Annotated in this window: 17 protein-coding genes; 4 read left to right on the top strand and 13 right to left on the bottom strand. The window is 74.2% G+C overall.

The window, feature by feature from the left end:
- Window positions 1-36: 36 nt before the first annotated feature.
- The gene (locus P3T41_RS27215; RefSeq protein WP_280693156.1) at window positions 37-531 is read left to right on the top strand and encodes a MarR family transcriptional regulator; all 495 of its coding nucleotides are present in this window, start codon (window positions 37-39) and stop codon (window positions 529-531) included.
- A 33-nt stretch (window positions 532-564) separates the two neighbouring features.
- Here P3T41_RS27215 and P3T41_RS27210 read toward each other — a convergent pair whose 3' ends face one another.
- The 3 genes from P3T41_RS27210 to P3T41_RS27200 form a co-directional block, all read right to left on the bottom strand.
- The gene (locus P3T41_RS27210) at window positions 565-1,242 is read right to left on the bottom strand and encodes a hypothetical protein (protein WP_280693155.1); all 678 of its coding nucleotides are present in this window, start codon (window positions 1,240-1,242) and stop codon (window positions 565-567) included.
- A gap of 86 nt (window positions 1,243-1,328) precedes the next feature.
- On the bottom strand, window positions 1,329-2,093 hold the full coding sequence (locus tag P3T41_RS27205) for a VOC family protein (protein WP_280693154.1): 765 nt from the start codon (window positions 2,091-2,093) through the stop codon (window positions 1,329-1,331).
- Window positions 2,094-2,207: 114 nt separating this feature from the next.
- The gene (locus P3T41_RS27200; protein WP_280693153.1) at window positions 2,208-3,182 is read right to left on the bottom strand and encodes a YafY family protein; all 975 of its coding nucleotides are present in this window, start codon (window positions 3,180-3,182) and stop codon (window positions 2,208-2,210) included.
- A gap of 242 nt (window positions 3,183-3,424) precedes the next feature.
- Here P3T41_RS27200 and P3T41_RS27195 point away from each other — a divergent pair, with 242 nt between their 5' ends.
- On the top strand, window positions 3,425-3,631 hold the full coding sequence (locus P3T41_RS27195; protein ID WP_280693152.1) for a hypothetical protein: 207 nt from the start codon (window positions 3,425-3,427) through the stop codon (window positions 3,629-3,631).
- A 97-nt stretch (window positions 3,632-3,728) separates the two neighbouring features.
- Here P3T41_RS27195 and P3T41_RS27190 read toward each other — a convergent pair whose 3' ends face one another.
- The 3 genes from P3T41_RS27190 to P3T41_RS27180 all read right to left on the bottom strand — a co-directional run bounded on the left by P3T41_RS27190 (window position 3,729) and on the right by P3T41_RS27180 (window position 6,569).
- Complete coding sequence (locus tag P3T41_RS27190; protein ID WP_280693151.1) at window positions 3,729-4,214, bottom strand: universal stress protein; 486 nt, start codon at window positions 4,212-4,214, stop codon at window positions 3,729-3,731.
- Between the two features lie 226 nt (window positions 4,215-4,440).
- Complete coding sequence (locus tag P3T41_RS27185) at window positions 4,441-6,093, bottom strand: SpoIIE family protein phosphatase (protein ID WP_280693150.1); 1,653 nt, start codon at window positions 6,091-6,093, stop codon at window positions 4,441-4,443.
- Window positions 6,090-6,569 (bottom strand): universal stress protein, encoded by a 480-nt coding sequence (locus tag P3T41_RS27180; protein WP_280693149.1) that lies wholly within the window; start codon window positions 6,567-6,569, stop codon window positions 6,090-6,092. The genes P3T41_RS27185 and P3T41_RS27180 overlap by 4 nt, the downstream gene beginning before the upstream one ends.
- A gap of 252 nt (window positions 6,570-6,821) precedes the next feature.
- Here P3T41_RS27180 and P3T41_RS27175 point away from each other — a divergent pair, with 252 nt between their 5' ends.
- Window positions 6,822-8,303, top strand: a complete 1,482-nt coding sequence (locus P3T41_RS27175) for an MFS transporter (protein WP_280693148.1) — start codon at window positions 6,822-6,824, stop codon at window positions 8,301-8,303.
- A 7-nt stretch (window positions 8,304-8,310) separates the two neighbouring features.
- On the opposite strand, the gene purB is transcribed toward P3T41_RS27175, so the two are convergent.
- The 5 genes from purB to P3T41_RS27150 form a co-directional block, all read right to left on the bottom strand.
- Window positions 8,311-9,750 (bottom strand): adenylosuccinate lyase, encoded by a 1,440-nt coding sequence (gene purB / locus P3T41_RS27170; protein WP_280693147.1) that lies wholly within the window; start codon window positions 9,748-9,750, stop codon window positions 8,311-8,313.
- A 59-nt stretch (window positions 9,751-9,809) separates the two neighbouring features.
- The gene (locus tag P3T41_RS27165; RefSeq protein ID WP_280693146.1) at window positions 9,810-10,547 is read right to left on the bottom strand and encodes a TSUP family transporter; all 738 of its coding nucleotides are present in this window, start codon (window positions 10,545-10,547) and stop codon (window positions 9,810-9,812) included.
- Between the two features lie 110 nt (window positions 10,548-10,657).
- Entirely contained in the window at window positions 10,658-11,089 is a 432-nt protein-coding gene (locus tag P3T41_RS27160; protein ID WP_280693145.1) for a MarR family transcriptional regulator, read from the bottom strand.
- An 87-nt stretch (window positions 11,090-11,176) separates the two neighbouring features.
- Window positions 11,177-11,560, bottom strand: a complete 384-nt coding sequence (locus P3T41_RS27155) for a DUF3037 domain-containing protein (protein ID WP_280693245.1) — start codon at window positions 11,558-11,560, stop codon at window positions 11,177-11,179.
- Window positions 11,561-11,574: 14 nt separating this feature from the next.
- Window positions 11,575-12,345, bottom strand: coding sequence for a HipA family kinase (locus P3T41_RS27150; protein WP_280693144.1), 771 nt, complete (start codon window positions 12,343-12,345; stop codon window positions 11,575-11,577).
- 117 nt (window positions 12,346-12,462) lie between these two features.
- Between P3T41_RS27150 and P3T41_RS27145 the strand changes: the two genes are divergently transcribed.
- Entirely contained in the window at window positions 12,463-13,821 is a 1,359-nt protein-coding gene (locus P3T41_RS27145) for an NAD(P)/FAD-dependent oxidoreductase (RefSeq protein ID WP_280693143.1), read from the top strand.
- A 76-nt stretch (window positions 13,822-13,897) separates the two neighbouring features.
- On the opposite strand, the gene P3T41_RS27140 is transcribed toward P3T41_RS27145, so the two are convergent.
- Window positions 13,898-15,073 carry a GDSL-type esterase/lipase family protein gene (locus tag P3T41_RS27140; RefSeq protein WP_280693142.1) on the bottom strand — a complete coding sequence of 392 codons (1,176 nt, stop codon included), beginning with the start codon at window positions 15,071-15,073 and terminating at the stop codon, window positions 13,898-13,900.
- Window positions 15,074-15,261: 188 nt separating this feature from the next.
- A complete protein-coding gene (locus tag P3T41_RS27135; protein WP_280693141.1) occupies window positions 15,262-16,614 on the bottom strand; it encodes an aminotransferase class I/II-fold pyridoxal phosphate-dependent enzyme in 1,353 nt (450 codons plus the stop codon).
- Window positions 16,615-16,634: the final 20 nt, after the last annotated feature.

Genomic DNA, 16,634 nt, shown 5'->3' with positions numbered 1-16,634 from the left:
CCGTCCGTCCGTCCGCCCCTGAATGGAGACCCCACCGTGCCGGATCCCGATCAACCACTTCACCGCGCCGCGCAGGTGGCCGCCGACCCCGGGATCCAGGCGATCGGCGTGCTGCTCAACACCTCCGCGCTGATCGAGCGGCTGCTGGGCGGCGCGATCCAGCACGAGGCGGGGATCAGCCACTCGATGTTCGAGGTGCTGCTGATCCTGGCCGCCGAGCCGGACGGGACCCCGATGAGCCGGCTCTCCGGCGGCCTGGTGCTCACCAGCGGCGGCGCGACCCGGCTGATCGACCGGATGATCGAGGCCGGCCTGGTCACCCGTACCCCGTCACCCACCGACCGGCGGGTGCAGCTGGTCGCCATGACCGACCACGGCGAGCAGACCCTGCTCACGGCCGCCGCCGCGCACACCCGTGAGGCGCGCCGCCTGCTGCGCGGCGCCCTCTCCGAGGCCGAGGCGGCCGGTATGGTCGACGCGCTGGACCGGCTGGGCCGCCACGCCCGCACCGAACTGCCGCCACTGGGCTGAGCGTTCGGCCAGGTCGCCGAGCGCACGGCCACCTCAGGGCGCGGTGTTGCCCGGCCGCCCGTGCAACCGGCCCGACCAGTGCGGCTCGACGCTCGCCCACCCGGCGGCCCAGTCACGCAGCGCGCGGCGCTCCAACGCGCGGCGGCGCAGCACGTGGCCGGTGAGGACGGTCGCGCTCAGCAGCAGCCAGACCCCGGTGCCGATCCCGGCCGCCAGCACGGCCAGACCCACCGCGCTCGGGGGCGAGCCGCCGAGGCGGCCGTCGTCGGTCACCCAGACCGGGAGCGTGTCGCCCGCCAGAGCCGACCGGGGCAAGTCGATCCGGGCGGTCCCGGTGTGCCCGGGCGGGTAGTTCCAACGCACCGTCACCCGGTCGCCGCCGTCGAAGCGGTAGGCGGGTGCGGTGGCGTCAGGACGGGGCGGGCCGAGCACCTCGGCGGGGAGCTGGTGCAGGTGCGCGGCCCGGGCGGCGGCCTGCCGGGGCGCGCTCGCCACCCCGCGGACGGACAGCAGCGAGCCGAGCAGCAGCGCCAGGATCAGGCCGAGCGCCGCCAGCAGCCGGCCCCGGCTGCGGGCCCGGTCCAGCGGCCGCCCGAGCGGGCCGAGATCGCCGCCGAACGCCTGGCTCAGCTGGCGGCCGAGCGCGCGCAGCGGCCGGCGCCGAGGCCCGCGCGGAGGTGGGTCGGGGTGGGGTCCAGGGTTGCGCCGCACGGTCATCCCTCCCCTTCCGTGCCGCACTGACAATCCGACGATAACTCAGATAGTGGCGTTTGCAGCAAGGTCGGCGAGCGACCTCGTCACCCCTCGGTACCGGCCGGGTAGACGCCGAAGCTCGCGCCCTGCGGATCGCGCAGGACCGCGATCCGGCGGCCACCGGCCAGGTCCATCGGCGCCATCAGCGTCTCGGCACCGAGCCGGCCGGCCTCCCGCACCGTGTCGTCCACGCTGGTCACCGCGAAGTACGGCCGCCAGTGCGCCGGCACCGAGGCCGGGAAGTGCTCGTCCATCCGCATCATGCCGCCGAAGTCGGCGCCGTCGATCCCCCATTGGGTGTACCACTCGCCTGCCGTCACGCTCCAGTCGAGGACCTCGGGGTAGAAGCGGGTGGCCCTGGGCACGTCCCGGGTCAGCAGCTCGACCCAGCCGAGGGAACCGGGCTGGTTGAAGACGGCGGCGCCGCCGAACGCGCGCGGCTGCCAGAGCGCGAAGACCGCCCCGGCCGGGTCGGCGACCACCGCGAACCGGCCGGCGTCGAAAACGTCCAGCGGCCCGAGCACCACCCGCCCGCCCGCCTCGGTGACGGCCGTGGTGGTGGCGTCCGCGTCGGTGACGGCGAACGAGACGGCCCAGGCGCTCGACTGGCCGGGCGCGTAGAGCGGCGTCAGCGCGGCCACCGGGGCGTCCTCGCGCAGCAGCATGGTGTAGCCGCCGGCCTCGGGCCGCGGGTCGGTCTCGGCGCGCCAGCCGAAGAGTTCGCCGTAGAACACCTGGCCGGCGGCCGGGTCCGCCGTCCCCAGTTCGACCCAGCACGGGCCGCCGGTGACCACGCGGTCGATCTTCACCTGACGCTCCTTCAGAGACATGACATGCCCGGCGACTTTAGCGCCCGCGTCACGCCCCGCCAGGGCAGCGCGCCCGGGCCGGACGGGCGATTCGGCGCGGTCGCTCCAAGGTGGTCACTCCCGCCCGGCCCCGGTCTCGGTGGCCCGGCTGATCCGCTCGCCCAGCCGTCGCAGGTGGTCCACGAGTTCGGCCGGTTCCTCGACCCGGAACTCGCACCCCAGTGCCAGCAGCCGGAAGCCGATCCACTCCAGGCTGTCGGCGGTCGTCCGCATCCGGCAGCTCTCCTCGTCCACCTCCGTCAGCTCCACCGGTGCCCCGCCGAGGCTCCGGACCGCCTGCGCCAGCGGCAGCCGGAGCAGCACCACCGCGCGGTGGACCTCCCCGCGCAGCCGCAGCTTCGTCGCCACGTACGCGGCCGCGTCCGGCGCCGGCAGCTCACGCGGCGGCACCCGGACGCCGGTCGGCAGCGGCGCTTCCATCCGGTCGACCCGGAAGATCCGCCAGTCCTCGCGGTCGTTGTCGTAGGCCACCAGGTACCAGCGCCGCCCGGTCGCCACCAGCCGGTGCGGCTCGACCAGGCGCCGGCTCTCCGCGCCGTCCGCGGCCCGATAGGCGAACCGCAGCCGCTCCGGCCCCGCCACCGCACCGGCCAGCACCGCCAGCAGTTCCGGATCGACGCCCTGGCCCGCCCCCGGCAGCGGCACCGTGGCCGCACCCAGGGTGCTCACCCGGTGCCGCAGCCGGGCCGGCAGCACCTGGGCGAGCTTGGCCAGCGCCCGCACCGAGGCCTCCTCGATCCCGCTGACCGCGCTGCCGGCCGCCGTGCGCAGGCCGACCGCGATGGCCACCGCCTCCTCGTCGTCCAGCAGCAGCGGGGGCATCGCCTTGCCCGCCGCCAGCCGGTAGCCGCCACTCGCGCCGCGGCTGGCCTGGACGGGGTAGCCCAGGTCCCGCAGCCGTTCGACGTCGCGGCGGATGGTGCGCGGGGTCACGCTCAACCGCTCGGCCAGTTCACTGCCGGGCCACTCGCGCGGGGTCTGCAGCAGCGAGAGCAGGTTCAGCAGGCGGGCGGGGGTGTCGGTGGTCACGGGGTCCAGGATGCCGGAGAACTGGGACAGGATCTGACCTAGATGGCCCCTGTCGTCCTTCTTCTCGCCAAGCCGGGTCGGCTTCGCGACGGACCGGTGGGCTGACCAACCCGGTCGGCGGGTCCATCGCCGCCAACAGGGTGAAGAAGTCCGTATGCAGTTAACCGTCGCATCATCAGGTGGTGCATTCTCGTCGTCAGCACGGGTCGAAATCCTCGGCCCGCCGGATAAGGGGAATACGCATGCGAATTCGCACCGCCCTGATCGGCTTTGCCGTGGCCGGCCTCACGGTCGTCGGCACCGCCACCACCGCCAGCGCGCACAGCTTCGCCGGTTACCACGCCGACATGCACAGCCACAACAACACCGTGGTGGCCGGCCACGGCATGGTCGCCGAGAACCTCCAGGGCCAGGGTGGCTCGGAGAGCGGCTTCACCGCCGGCGAGTGAATTCCGCCGGGCCGCGCATTCCGAACTGATTGCGCGATCCGGTGAAAAGCGCCGGGTGGCTGAGGATCCGTCAGCCACCCGGCGCGCTCATGGGGGGTCAGCTCGGCTGCCGGACCGCGGGCCCGGCCCAGCCGTGCACCGCGTGCTCCAGGTCGGCCAGCAGGTCGGCGGCCGGCACCTCCAGCACCTCGCAGCGGGCGTGGGCCCGGCAGTACCGCGCCACCGAGCCGTGCCGCAGCCGGGACACCCGGCCCGGGCGGCCCGCACCGACCACCAGCAGGTCACCGGGCCGGTCGGCGGCCGCCACCAGGGCGGGTCCGGCCTCCGCGCGCACCACCAGCGGGCTGAGCAGAAGCCCGGCGGGGTAGCCGCCGAACGCCTGCTCGAACATCACGTCCAGCCGGCGCCGGGCCGCGTGCGCCAACTCGGAGAGCGGGCGCAGCGGCTCGTCGGCGGGCAGCCAGGCGGCCACCGGCACCAGTTCCGCGCCCCGTCGCTGGGCCTCGCGCACCGCGCGGTGGACCGCCGCCAGCGAACTCACCGAGCCGCTGACCCCGACGATGACCCGTGCTCCCTCGGCCATGGCGACCGCTTCCTCTCCGCGGGCCGCCCGCCCGCGCCGACCGCTTTCGACGCGCCCGGGAACCGGCTCCGACCTCCATTGGACCCCTCATGACCTGCGCCGACACCGGCCCTTGACGCTTGCCGTACGTCGCGGCGCCGTTCCTTGACGGATCCACTACGCGGCCGGATCCGCCACCCGGCGGCGGTCGGCCGGCAGGGGCGGCCGGCGGGGCCGTCCAACGGGGTCAGCCGGCCTCGCGGCCGTCGCGGTGCAGCAGCAGCAACGCCGCGTCGTCCTCCGCCTCCAGCCGCACGCCGAGCCGGTCGCGCACGTGATCGGCCAGTGCGGGCAGCTGCCCGGGGCCGGCCGCCAGCACCGCCGCCAGCCGGGCCAGACCCAACTCCAGGTCCTCCCCCGGCCGTTCCACCAGGCCGTCGGTGTACAGCAGCAAGGTGTCGCCGGGCGCGAGATGGAAGTCGGTGTGCGGGTAGCCGTCCGGCAGCCAGTCGGCGGGCAGGCCGAGCGGCAGGCCGGTGGCCACCTCGACCCGGCCCACTGTGCCGTCGGCGTGTCGGACCAGCGGCGGCAGGTGGCCCGCGTTGGCCGCCCTGACCTGGCCGGTGGCGAGCGAGACCTGGAGGTAGAGGCAGGTGGCGAAGCGGTCGGCGTGCAGCTCGGCGAGGAAGGCCGAGGCGCGGGCCAGCACCTCGGCGCTGCTGTGCCCCTCGGCGGCGTAGGCGGTCATCGCGATCCGCAGCTGCCCCATGATCGCGGCGGCCTCGGTGTCGTGGCCCTGCACGTCGCCGATGGCCACCCCGACCACCGCGTCGGCCAGCGGTACCGCGTCGTACCAGTCCCCGCCGATCCAGACGCCCTCGCGCGCGGTGCGGTAGCGCACGGTGAGCGCGCCGCCGGTGATCGTCGGCAGGTGGCGCGGCAGCATCGCGTTCTGCAGCCCGGCGGCGATCTCCCGGGACTGGTCGACCAGCATCGCGCGCTGCAGCGACTGGGCGATGGCACTGGCCAGGGTGGTCAACAAGGTGCGGTCCTCGCTGCTGAAGCTGCGCTTGCCCTCGTAGACCAGGGCGAGCGCGCCGATCGGACGGCCCTGGGCGGTCAGCGGCAGGAACGCGGCGGCGGTCGCCAGGCTGTCGGTCAACTGGTCGGCCAGGTCCGGGTACCGGCTGGCGAAGAGCTCGCGCGAGGTGAAGAAGGCGGGCTCGCCGGAGCGGACCACGTCGTTCAGCGGTCGGGGCTCGGTCAGCCGGGCCTGGTGCATCGCGCGGACCCGGACGTTCACCCGCCCGACCGCGCCGACCAGCTTGACCCTTCCCTGGTCGACCACGCCCAGCGTGACGCCCTGCGCGCCGAGCCGGCGCATGCTCTGATCCCCCGTCAGCACGGCCACCACGTCGTCCACGCTGAGCGCCTCGCCCAGCGCCCGGGCCACCTCGCCCAGCTCGGTCTCCTGGCGCTGGCGGTCGTCCTCGGCCATCAGCCGCAGCGCCGAGTAGGAGAGCTCCTGGGTCGCGTCGCGCACCACACCGACCACCCGGGTGCCCGCGTGCTCCGGATCGCGGATCACCTGGCCCTGGGTGTGGGTCCAGCGCATCGAGCCGTCCCGGCGGCGGATCCGGAAGTAGCTGCTGTACGAGTCGCTGCGACCGGCCCGGATGTCCTCCACCAGCTTGAAGAGCCGGATCACCTCCTCCACCGGGAGCCGCCGGGAGAGCCCGGCCGCCATCCCGTCGTACTCGTCCGGCCGCAGGTCGAAGACGGCCAGGCCGGGGGCGTCCAGGGTGAAGCGGCCGGTGGCCGGATCCCACTCGAAACAGCCGACGCCGGTGGCGGCCATCGCCTCCAGCGGGTCGACGTGCGGCTGCGGGCGGTCGGTCATCCGCCGCTGACGGGGTGTTCGCCGGTGCCCCGATCGCTCCGGGCGGGCCGGACCACCACGGCCGGGCACGGGGCGTGCTCGAGCACATGCCGGCTGACCGAGCCGAGCAGCACACCGGCGAAGCCACCCAGCCCCCGGCTCCCCACCACCACCAGCTCAGCGGCCCGGGCCTGGGCGAGCAGCGCGGCCGACGGCAGACCGGGCAGCACCACCTGCAGGACCGGCACGGCTGCCCTGCCCCCGGTCACCCGCTCGACCGCCTCGCTGAGCACCTGGGCCGCCAGGTGCTCCGGGTCGATCCCTTCCGGCGGCGTCGCACCACCGGCCAGCGCGTAGTAGCCGGGCAACTCCCAGGCGATCACGGCCTCCACCACGTCCGCGCCGGTCACCCGGGCCTGCTCGATCGCCCAGCGCAGCGCCGCCGCGGCCGCCGGCGAGCCGTCCACGCCGACCACGATCCGCCTCCTGTCCACCATCGCGCTCACTCCCCTGCCGCGGCCACGGACAGCTCGCGCCGGGCCGGCGCGCGGGTCGGCTCGAAGCAGTGGCTGGAGCGATCGCCGGCTCCGCGGGCGGAGGGCAGCGTCATGGCGGATCACCTGACTCGACGTGGGACTGAGCGGCTGCTGCCACCCTCACCCGGGCCGCTGACCGCCGCCACCCGGGTTCGGCCACTCCGGCGCGGCGGGGTAGCGGCGCGCCGTGCCGGTCGCGCAGGATCAGGGGTTATGGAGAGTCAACTGCGGTTGAAGAGCCGCCAGGGACGCTGGGTGGTGCTGGCCGCCGCGCTCGGTTCTGGCATGGCGATGCTCGACGGCACGGTGGTGAACGTGGCGCTGCCGAGCATCGGGCGGGATCTCGGCGCCTCGCTGTCCGCGTTGCAGTGGACGGTGAACGCCTACCTGCTCACGCTGGCCGGGCTGATCCTGCTCGGTGGCTCGCTCGGCGACCGCTACGGGCGGCGCCGGGTCTTCGTGATCGGCGTCTGCTGGTTCGCCGCCGCCTCCGGGCTGTGCGCGATCGCGCCCACCGTCGGGCTGCTGATCGCCGCCCGCGCGTTGCAGGGCGTCGGCGGCGCGCTGCTGACGCCCGGCTCGCTCGCGCTGCTCCAGGCCTCCTTCCATCCGGACGACCGCTCGGCGGCGGTCGGCGCCTGGTCCGGCCTGGGCGGGGTGGCCACGGCGGTGGGACCGTTCCTCGGCGGCTGGCTGGTCAGCGGCCCGGGCTGGCGGTGGATCTTCGTGATCAACCTGCCGGTCGCGGTGCTGGTCGCGGTGCTGACCCTGCGCCATGTGCCGGAGAGCCGCGACGAGCAGGCCACCGGGCGCTTCGACGTTCCCGGCGCGGTGCTGGCCGCGCTCGCGCTCGGCGGGGTCACCTACGCGCTGACGGCGGCGGGCAACAAGGTGACGGCGGCGGTCTGGGTGTCGGCCGTCGCGGGCCTGCTGCTGGGCGCCGCCTTCGTGGCCGTCGAGCGGCGCAGCCCGCAGCCGATGATGCCGCTGGAACTCTTCGACTCGCGCCTGTTCACCGTGATCAACCTGGTGACGCTCGGCGTCTACGGCGCGCTGGGCGGGGTGTTCTTCTTCCTCCAGGTGCAGTTGCAGACCGTGGCCGGCTTCGACCCGCTGGTCGCCGGGGTGGCCTTCGCACCCGTCACCGTGCTGATGCTGCTGCTGTCCGCCCGTTCGGGCCGGCTCGCCACCCGGATCGGCCCGCGGCTGCAGCTGACCGCCGGGCCGCTGATCGCCGCGGGCGGCGTGCTGCTGATGCTGCGGATCGGCCCGCACGCCTCGTACTGGACGGACGTGCTGCCCGCGGCCGTGGTCTTCGGAGTCGGCCTGACGGCGCTGGTGGCGCCGCTGACCGCGACCGTGCTGGCGGCGGTGGACGTGCACCGGGCCGGCATCGCCAGCGGGGTGAACAACGCCGCCGCGCGCGCCGCCGGCCTGCTGGCGGTCGCGGCGCTGCCGCTGCTGACCGGCCTGAGCGGCGAGGAGTACCAGGTGCCGAGCGCGGTGGACTCGGCCTTCCGCACCGCCGTGCTGATCTGCGCGGGAGTGCTCGCGGGCTCCGGCCTGCTGGCGCTGGTCACCGTGCCGGGGCGCCCGCCGGCGCCGGCAGCCGAGCCGGACAGCACCTGGTACTGCGGCACCACCGCGCCGCCGGTGGATCCTGGGCACTCGCGCCCCGGATCCACCAGCTCCTGACTGAGCGTCAGAGGATGGCGCCCGGCGCGTACTTGGCGGCCTCCGGGTAGGCGGCGGCAACCGCCTCGACCCGGCGGACCACCTCGGCCACCTGGGCCCCGGCCGCGCCGGTGAAGGAGAGCCGGTCGGCCAGCAGCGCGTCCAGCGCGGCCCGGTCCAGCGGCATCCGGTCGTCGGCGGCCAGCCGGTCGAGCAGCTCGTTCTCGCGCGCGCCGCCGCGCATCGCGAGCGCGGAGGCCACCGCGTGCTCCTTGATGATCTCGTGCCCGACCTCACGGCCGACGCCGGCGCGCACCGCGCCCATCAGGACCTTGGTGGTGGCCAGGAACGGCAGGTAGCGGTCCAGTTCGGCCTCGATCACGGCCGGGAAGGCGCCGAACTCGTCGAGCACCGTCAGGAAGGTCTCCAGCAGGCCGTCGAAGGCGAAGAACGCGTCCGGCAGGGCGACCCGACGGACCACCGAGCAGGAGACGTCGCCCTCGTTCCACTGGTCGCCGGCCAGCTCGGCGGTCATCGAGGCGTAGCCGCGCAGGATCACCGCGAGGCCGTTGACCCGCTCGCAGGAGCGGGTGTTCATCTTGTGCGGCATCGCGGAGGAGCCGACCTGGCCCTCCTTGAAGCCCTCGGTCACCAGCTCGTGACCTGCCATCAGGCGGATCGTCTTGGCCAGGCTGGACGGCGCGGCGGACAGCTGGACCAGGGCGGTGAGCACCTCGAAGTCCAGCGAGCGCGGGTAGACCTGGCCGACCGAGGTGAAGACGTTCTCGAAGCCCAGGTGGCCGGCCACCCGGCGCTCCAGGTCGGCGAGCTTCCGGTCGTCGCCACCCAGCAGGTCGAGCATGTCCTGAGCGGTGCCGACCGGGCCCTTGATCCCGCGCAGCGGGTAGCGGGCGATCAGCTCCTCGAGCCGGGCGAAGGCGACCAGCAGCTCGTCGGCGATGCTGGCGAACCGCTTGCCGAGCGTGGTGGCCTGCGCGGCGACGTTGTGCGAGCGACCGGCCATCACCAGCTCGGCGTGCTCGGCGGCGAGCCGGCCCAGGCGCACCAGCACGGCGACGGTGCGGTCCCGGACGTGCTCCAGCGACTGGCGGATCTGCAGCTGCTCGACGTTCTCGGTCAGATCCCGGGAGGTCATCCCCTTGTGGATCTGCTCGTGGCCCGCGAGCTCGCTGAACTCCTCGATCCGGGCCTTCACGTCGTGCCGGGTGACCCGCTCACGGCGGGCGATGGAGGCGAGGTCGACCTGGTCGATCACCCGCTCGTAGTCGGCGACCGCACTCTCGGGCACCTCGATGCCCAGATCCTGCTGGGCCTTGAGGACGGCGAGCCACAGGTGGCGTTCGAGGACCACCTTGTGCTCGGGGGACCACAGCTGGGCCAGGGTCGCCGAGGCGTACCGGGCGGCCAGGACATTGGGGATCTGGGGCTTGGCGCTCACGCTTCGCAAGGTTAACAGTCGAGGTCAGCCCAGTGTCGACGGCCCCAGCGCCGCTGGTAGGACCGGCCCTACAACTCCAGCAGGCCCTTGCCCAGCGTGGTCAGCCCGCCCGCCAGCGCGAGCAGCAACACCAGGGTGCGGGCCCGGTGTTCGGGCACCCGTCCGGCCAGCTCGCGCCCGATCAGCGCGCCGAGGCCGAGCGCCACGGCCACCGCCAGCCAGGACGGGCGGCTGAGCCTGGGCGTCCCCTTGACCAGCACCGACAGGAGGTTCACCAGCAGGCCGTAGAACTGGGCGTTCGGCACGAACTCGCGCACCGTCCAGCCCTCGTTCACCGCGTACAGCGACAGGGCCGGGCCACCCACCCCGGCCGAGGCGTTCATGAAGCCGCTGGCCGCCCCCGCCGCCAGCGCCCCGCGCAGTCCGCGCAGCGCGGCCACCCGGGTGCCGCAGATCACCAGCAGCACCGCGACGCTGACCAGCAGGCCCATCCCGGCCAGCAGCTGCGGCTCGGGCAGCCGGGCCGCCACCCAGGCGCCGGCCGGCACGCTCAGGGCGGCGGCCGCCACCAGCGGCACCATCGCGCCGGGGCGGACCTGGCGCCAGCTGGTCGCCAGCCCGATCGCGCTGATCGCCCCGGCCGCACAGTTGGCCAGCACCACCCCGGGGCCCGCGCCCAGCAGCAGCACCAGCGCGGGCGCGGCGACCAGCGCGAAGCCGATCCCCGCCATCCGCTGCACCGAGGCACCGGCCAGCACCACCACGCCCAGCAGCAGCACGCCTTCCCACCCGTGTGTCACCGGCATGCCCCCGAACGATCGATTGCGACCGGGCACACGCAATCAGACGGCCGCCCTCGGCGTCCAGCAGCCGGTCCGGCGGTTGGACGCCGAGGGCGGCCGGCGGACCCCGAGGGTCAGTTGCCCAGCAGCGGCAGCAGCTGCCGGCACATCGTCAGCAGACCGGCACGCTGCTCCTCGCTGAGCGAGTCCAGCGCCCGGTGCGCCCTGGTCATGTCCGCGCGGATCTTCAGCAGCACCTCGTGCCCCTGGTCGGTGATGGTGACGATCTTCACCCGACGGTCGCTCGCGGCCGCCTCCCGACGTGCCAGGCCCAGCCCCTCCAGGCGGTCGACGATGCCGGTCACGTTGGAGGCGTCGCAGCCGAGCCGACCGGCCAGCGCCCGCATCGGCACCGGCTCCAGCACCACGCCGAGCGCCTTGGCCTGGGAGGAGCTGAGCCCGTGCCGGCCGGCGGCGGCGGCGAAGTCGAGGAAGTAGGCGGCGCTCACGGCCGCCACCGCCTCCATCAGAGCGGGGGTGCTGACGGGGGGTGCGAGGGTGGTCATGGCATCCATGAGATCACAGGACGCATAAAACTTTTATCCAGTCCAGTGTTGAGTTCGGCAAACAACCGGGCCGGGAGCGACCGCCGCTCAGGCCACCAGCTGCGCGAAGAGCCGCGCCAGCTCCGCCGCCGGGTCGGCGGTCAGCCCGGTGTGCACCGGCCCGGGCTGGACCACGGCACTGCGCGGCGCCGTCAGCCAGCGGAACCGCTGCCCGGGACTGTCACCGGCCGCAGGGCCCGCGGCCGGGCCGCCGGCGCAGATGCCCTCGATCCCGCGCAGCGCCCGCGCCACCGCGTCGAGGTCGACCGCCGGGTCCAGCGCCAGCAGCTTCGCCTCGGGCAGCAGCGTGCGCACCACCAGCTCCTCGCGCCAGCGGCAGTACAGCAGCACCCCGAGGTTGACGCACTCACCGCGCTCGACCCGGGGCACCGCCCGGATCACCGCGTACTCGTAGTCGTGGCGCTCGGTCATGTCATGGCGCTCGGTCATCGGGTCGCCTCCGCAGAACGGGCGGGCAGCCAGTCGCGCGGCCCGGCCAGCCGCGCCAGCAACTGCGCGACGTAGGCGGCCCGGACGGCGGCGGGGTGCTCGAAACCGGGCTCGTCGAGCAGGAACTCCTCGGGGATCGCGTCCGCCGCCGCGGTCAGCAGCTCGGCGGTCACCCTCGGGGCCAGCTCCGCGTCGGCCGCCGTCAGGTCACCGGCGAAGCGGCCCAGCGCGTGATCGCCCGCGTCGTACGGGCGCCTGGTCCAGCCGGCCGCCCCGGCCCAGTGGTGGTGGAAGATCAGGCTCGCGCCGTGGTCGATCAGGTGCAGCCGTCCATCGGCCACCAGCAGGTTGGGATTGCGCCAGGACCGGTCGACGTTGCCGATCAGCGCGTCGAACCAGAGCACCCGGGCGGCCTGCTCGGGGTCCACCTGGAAGCAGAGCGGGTCGAAGTTGAACGCCCCGCTCAGGAACGCCAGGCCCACGTTGACCCCGCCGCTGGCGCGCATCTGCTCCTGGATCTGCTGCTCCGGCTCGCTGCGGGCCAGCACCGGATCGAGGTCGATCCGCACCAGCTCGGGCACCGCCAACCCCAACGCCTGGGCGATCCGCCCCGCCAGCACCTCGGCCACCAGCGCCTTGGGCCCCTGCGCCGCGCCACTCCACTTGAGCGCGTACAGCCGGTGGTCGTCGGCCTCCACCAGGCCCGGCATCGAGCCGCCTTCTCGCAGTGGCGTCACGTAGCGGATCGCCGTCACCTCACGAAGCACGCGCCAACCCTACCCATCCGCCCGTGCTGCGGTGGCGCGCCCCCAGGGGCCATGCGAGGGTGGCCGGGACGTGGCGTGCCGTCACATGGGCCCCGCCGACTGCGAAGGAAGACAGCGATGGAACGTCCTCGGATCCTGGTGGTGGGCGGCGGTTTCGCCGGACTGGAGTGCGCCCGTCGGCTGGAGCGCAAGCTCGCCGCGACGGAGGCGCAGATCACCCTGGTCGCCCCGTTCAGTTATCAGCTGTACCTACCGCTGCTGCCGCACGTCGCCGCCGGGGTGCTCACCCCGCAGTCGGTGGCGGTCTCGCTGCGCCGCTCGCTGCACCGCACCGACATCATCCCGGGCGGTGCGATCGGGATCGATCCGCGGGCCAAGGTCTGCATCGTCCGCAAGATCACCGAGGAGGTGGTCACCGAGCCGTACGACTACCTGGTGCTGGCCCCCGGCAGCATCACCCGCACCTTCGACATCCCCGGCCTGACCGACCACGCGCGCGGGATGAAGACGCTGGCCGAGGCCGCGTACATCCGCGACCACGTGATCGCCCAGCTCGATCTCGCCTCGGCCACGCTGGACCAGGCCGAGCGCGAGTCCCGGCTGCAGTTCGTGGTGGTCGGCGGCGGCTACGCGGGCACTGAGACGGCGGCCTGCCTGCAGCGGCTGACCACCGCCGCGCTGGACCGCTACCCGCGGCTCGACCCGCGGCTGATCAAGTGGCATCTGATCGACATCGCGCCCAAGCTGATGCCCGAACTCGGCGAGCACCTCGGCACCCGGGCGCTGAAGGTGCTGCGCGACCGCGGTGTCGAGGTCTCGCTCGGCGTCTCGGTGGCCGAGGTCGGCGACACCACCGTGACCTTCACCGACGGACGGGTGATCCCCTCGCGCACGCTGATCTGGACCGCGGGCGTCGCGGCCAGCCCGCTGATCGGCACGCTGGACGCGGAGACGGTGCGCGGGCGGATCGCGGTGACCGCCGAGATGCGGGTGCCGCAGTTCGACGGCATCTTCGCGCTCGGCGACGCGGCGGCGGTGCCCGACCTGGCCAAGGGCGACGGCGCGGTCTGCCCGCCCACCGCGCAGCACTCGGCCCGCCAGGGCCGCAAGGTGGCGGACAACCTGGTCGCCGCGCTGCGCAACCAGCCACTGGAGCCGTACTACCACAAGGACTTGGGCCTGGTGGTCGACCTGGGCGGCAAGGACGCGGTCTCCAAGCCGCTCGGCGTGGAGATGACCGGCGTGCCGGCCCAGCTGGTGGCGCGCGGCTACCACCTGATGGCGCTGCGGACCAACGTGGCCAAGCTGCGGGTCGGCGCCAGCTGGCTGCTGAACGCGACCGCGGGCGACGACTTCGTCCGGATCGGGTTCCTGTCCCAGCGGCCCGCCAAGCTGCGGGACTTCGAGTACACCGACGCGTACCTGACCAAGGAGCAGATCCGCGAGCACACCAGCTCGCTGCACGCCAAGCACTGAGCATCGCGCGTTCGAGCAGGTCACGCCGCCGATCCCCGACCTGGGATCGGCGGCGTGCGCGTGCTTCCGGCGGCGGTCAGGAAGCCGTCAGGTACATCCCGGAGGCGTCCTCGCCGGGCGTGTTGCGGCAGGCGAAGTCGCCGCTCTGCTGCGCCCAGAGCAGGGACAGGCAGCGGCTGAGGCCGAGCTGGGCGTAGTAGTTCGGGTGCATCGACTCCTGGGTGGTGCCCTGGGTGCTGAGCCCGGCGTCCAGGAAGCGGGCCCACTCGCTGGTGGTCGCGGACGGGCCCGCGCCCGGGGTGGCGAGCTGCGTGGCGGTCGAGCAGACCTCGCGGCCCTGCAGGAAGTCGCGCAGGTCGAGGAACTGCACGCCGTGGCTTGCCGCGACGGCCGCCAGGTTGTCGGAGATCTCCGGGACCAGCGAGTCGCGGGCCCAGTCGGAGTCGGCGTTCCAGAACGGGCAGCCGCCCTCGGACTCGCGCGTCCAGCCCGTCTCGGGGTAGCGGTTCTCCGAGCTGCGCGGGATCGGCGACGGGTAGGACTGGAGCACGATCCGGTAGCTGCTCGGGCTGTAGCCGTCACCGGCCATCGCCGCCCGGATCTCGTCGATCGACTTGCCGACGTTCGCCATCGCGGTGGCCATCTTCGCGTCCACGGCGGCCTGCTCGGTGTCGTGGCAGTACGAGTCGTAGATCAGCCAGTCCTCGGCGCAGGTCTGGATGACGCTGCCGAAGGCCAGGTCGTTGCCGCCGATCGAGAGGGTGATCAGCTGGACCCTGTTCTGCGCCGCGACGGTGGCGAGCTGGTCGGCCTGCGGGGCCTCGCCCTTGTAGCTCTGGCCGCCGTCCACCGCGCGGAAGACGTCGGCGGTGGTGGCGCCGGAGCAGGCCAGGTTGATGCTGGTCTGCGCGATGCCGGTGGCGCCGGTGACCTCGGCCGAGTTCGAGCGGTCGCAGCCGCTGGCGTAGGTCGAGCCGTAGACCAGGCTGGGGTCGTAGCCGCTGCCGTTCCAGGCCAGGTCGGTGCCGGCGCGGTCGCCGCTGCTGGTGTCGCTGTTGCCCATCCAGCGGCCGGCCTCGCCGGAGATGTAGCTGTCCCCCAGGCTGACGCTCGCGGTGGGGCCCGAGGCGGCCCGAGCGGGGGCGGCGGCGACCGCCAGCAGGGCGGTGGCGCAGAGCGGGAGGGCGAGTGCGGCGGCGAGCAGCCGCTTGGCCGCGGGGACGCGCGTAGGGCTGTTCCAGGTTTCGGGCACGACGGAACTCCTGCGGTCAGCGGCTCCCCGGCGTGGGGTGGGGAACCGCTCTGGGTGAGGGAGAGCCGCCGGCCGGTGGCGCGATGAATGTGGCATGCGCGCGCCGGTTACCGCTAGGTAGCTGCAGCACCTTTTCCTGCCTTGTTACCGCTGCGTTAACTACTGTCGACTCGTCACCCGCCCCCGGCTCAGATCTGCCGCGCCCCCGCCGTCGACCCCGCCAGCACGGTCGCCAGGTCGGCGGCCAGCCGCGGCGCCTCGGCCGGGTCCAGTTCGGCCACGCTGATCCGCACCCCGGGCGGGGACTGCACCCGGAACGCCGTCCCCGGGGCGACCACCCAGCCGCGCTGCAGCAGGCCGACCACGGTGCCGGTCTCCTCCGACACCGGGACCCAGACGTTCACCCCGCTCACGCCCTGGCCGACGATGCCGTGCGCGGCCAGCGCCGCCAACAGCGCCTCGCGGCGGGCGGCGTAGGCCTCGGCGACACCGGCGGGGCGAGCGCCGTGGGTGCGCCAGAGCTCGGCGGTGGCGCGCTGCAGCAGATGGCTGACCCAGCCGGTGTCCAGGCGCTGGCGGCCGCGCAGCCGGTCGATGGTGGCCTGATCTCCCGTCAGCACGGCCAGCCGCAGGTCGGGCCCGAAGGCCTTGGCAGCCGAGCGGATCACCACCCAGCGGGAGACCACGGGACGGCGGTCGGCGGCGCAGGCCAGGGTGACGAACGGCAGCGCGGTGATGCCGTGCCCGTGGTCGTCCTCCAGCAGCAGCACGTCCGGGTGCCCGGCCAGCACGGCGCGCAGCTCGGCGGCCCGGGCGGCGGTGATCGCGGCGCCGGTCGGGTTCTGCGCCCGGCTGGTGACGACCAGCGCCCGGGCGCCGGCCGCCAGCGCGCCGGCCAGCGCCTCGGGGCGCGGCCCCTGGTCGTCCAGCGCGACCGGCAGGGTGCGCAGCCCGTGGGCGGGCAGCAGGTCGAGCAGGCTGCGCCACCCCGGGTCCTCGACGGCGACCGCGTCACCGGGCCGCAGCTGGGTGGCCAGCACCCGGTCGATCGCGTCCAACGCACCGTTGGTGACCGCGAACGCGCCCTCGGGCGCCCCGTCGGCCCGGAAGCCGGCAGCGGCGAGCTCGATCAGTTCGGGGTCGGTGGCGGGACGGCCGTAGAGCACGGGGTCCTGGTCGGCGGCGGCGGCGGCCACCGCGAGGGCGGGGGCGAGCGGCGGCAGCAGGCGCGGGTCGGGATTGCCGGACGCCAGGTTGCGGGCGCCCGGCGGGACGTCGAGCCGGACCTGGTCACGGTAGGTGGTGACCGGACGCGGGCGGATGCGGCTGCCCCGGCGCCCGGCGGTCTCGATCACCCCACGGTCGCGCAGCAGGCGGTAGGCGGCGGCCACGGTGTTCGGGTTGACCCCCAGCTCCTCGGCCAACTCGCGTAGCGGGGGCAGCGCTTGACCGGGCTGCAGCTCTCCCGCGCCGACCGCGCGTTCGACGTCGGCGGCGATGTCCGTGGCGCGGCGGCCCTGAATCCGATAGTCTCCTAGCACAAACATCATTATGCACTAGT

This window comes from Kitasatospora sp. GAS204B, from assembly GCF_029892155.1.
Taxonomy (GTDB): domain Bacteria; phylum Actinomycetota; class Actinomycetes; order Streptomycetales; family Streptomycetaceae; genus Kitasatospora.
Note: the sequence above shows the minus strand (reverse complement) of the source record. Positions and strands in the feature narration are given on the sequence as shown.

Bases quoted from the DNA above. Each gene is read 5' to 3' on its own strand.
- P3T41_RS27195 (WP_280693152.1), top strand. From the start codon at position 3,425: ATGCGAATTCGCACCGCCCTGATCGGCTTTGCCGTGGCCGGCCTCACG.
- P3T41_RS27190 (WP_280693151.1), bottom strand. From the start codon at position 4,214: ATGGCCGAGGGAGCACGGGTCATCGTCGGGGTCAGCGGCTCGGTGAGT.
- P3T41_RS27185 (WP_280693150.1), bottom strand. From the start codon at position 6,093: ATGACCGACCGCCCGCAGCCGCACGTCGACCCGCTGGAGGCGATGGCC.
- P3T41_RS27180 (WP_280693149.1), bottom strand. From the start codon at position 6,569: ATGGTGGACAGGAGGCGGATCGTGGTCGGCGTGGACGGCTCGCCGGCG.
- P3T41_RS27175 (WP_280693148.1), top strand. From the start codon at position 6,822: ATGGAGAGTCAACTGCGGTTGAAGAGCCGCCAGGGACGCTGGGTGGTG.
- P3T41_RS27165 (WP_280693146.1), bottom strand. From the start codon at position 10,547: ATGCCGGTGACACACGGGTGGGAAGGCGTGCTGCTGCTGGGCGTGGTG.
- P3T41_RS27160 (WP_280693145.1), bottom strand. From the start codon at position 11,089: ATGACCACCCTCGCACCCCCCGTCAGCACCCCCGCTCTGATGGAGGCG.
- P3T41_RS27155 (WP_280693245.1), bottom strand. From the start codon at position 11,560: ATGACCGAGCGCCACGACTACGAGTACGCGGTGATCCGGGCGGTGCCC.
- P3T41_RS27145 (WP_280693143.1), top strand. From the start codon at position 12,463: ATGGAACGTCCTCGGATCCTGGTGGTGGGCGGCGGTTTCGCCGGACTG.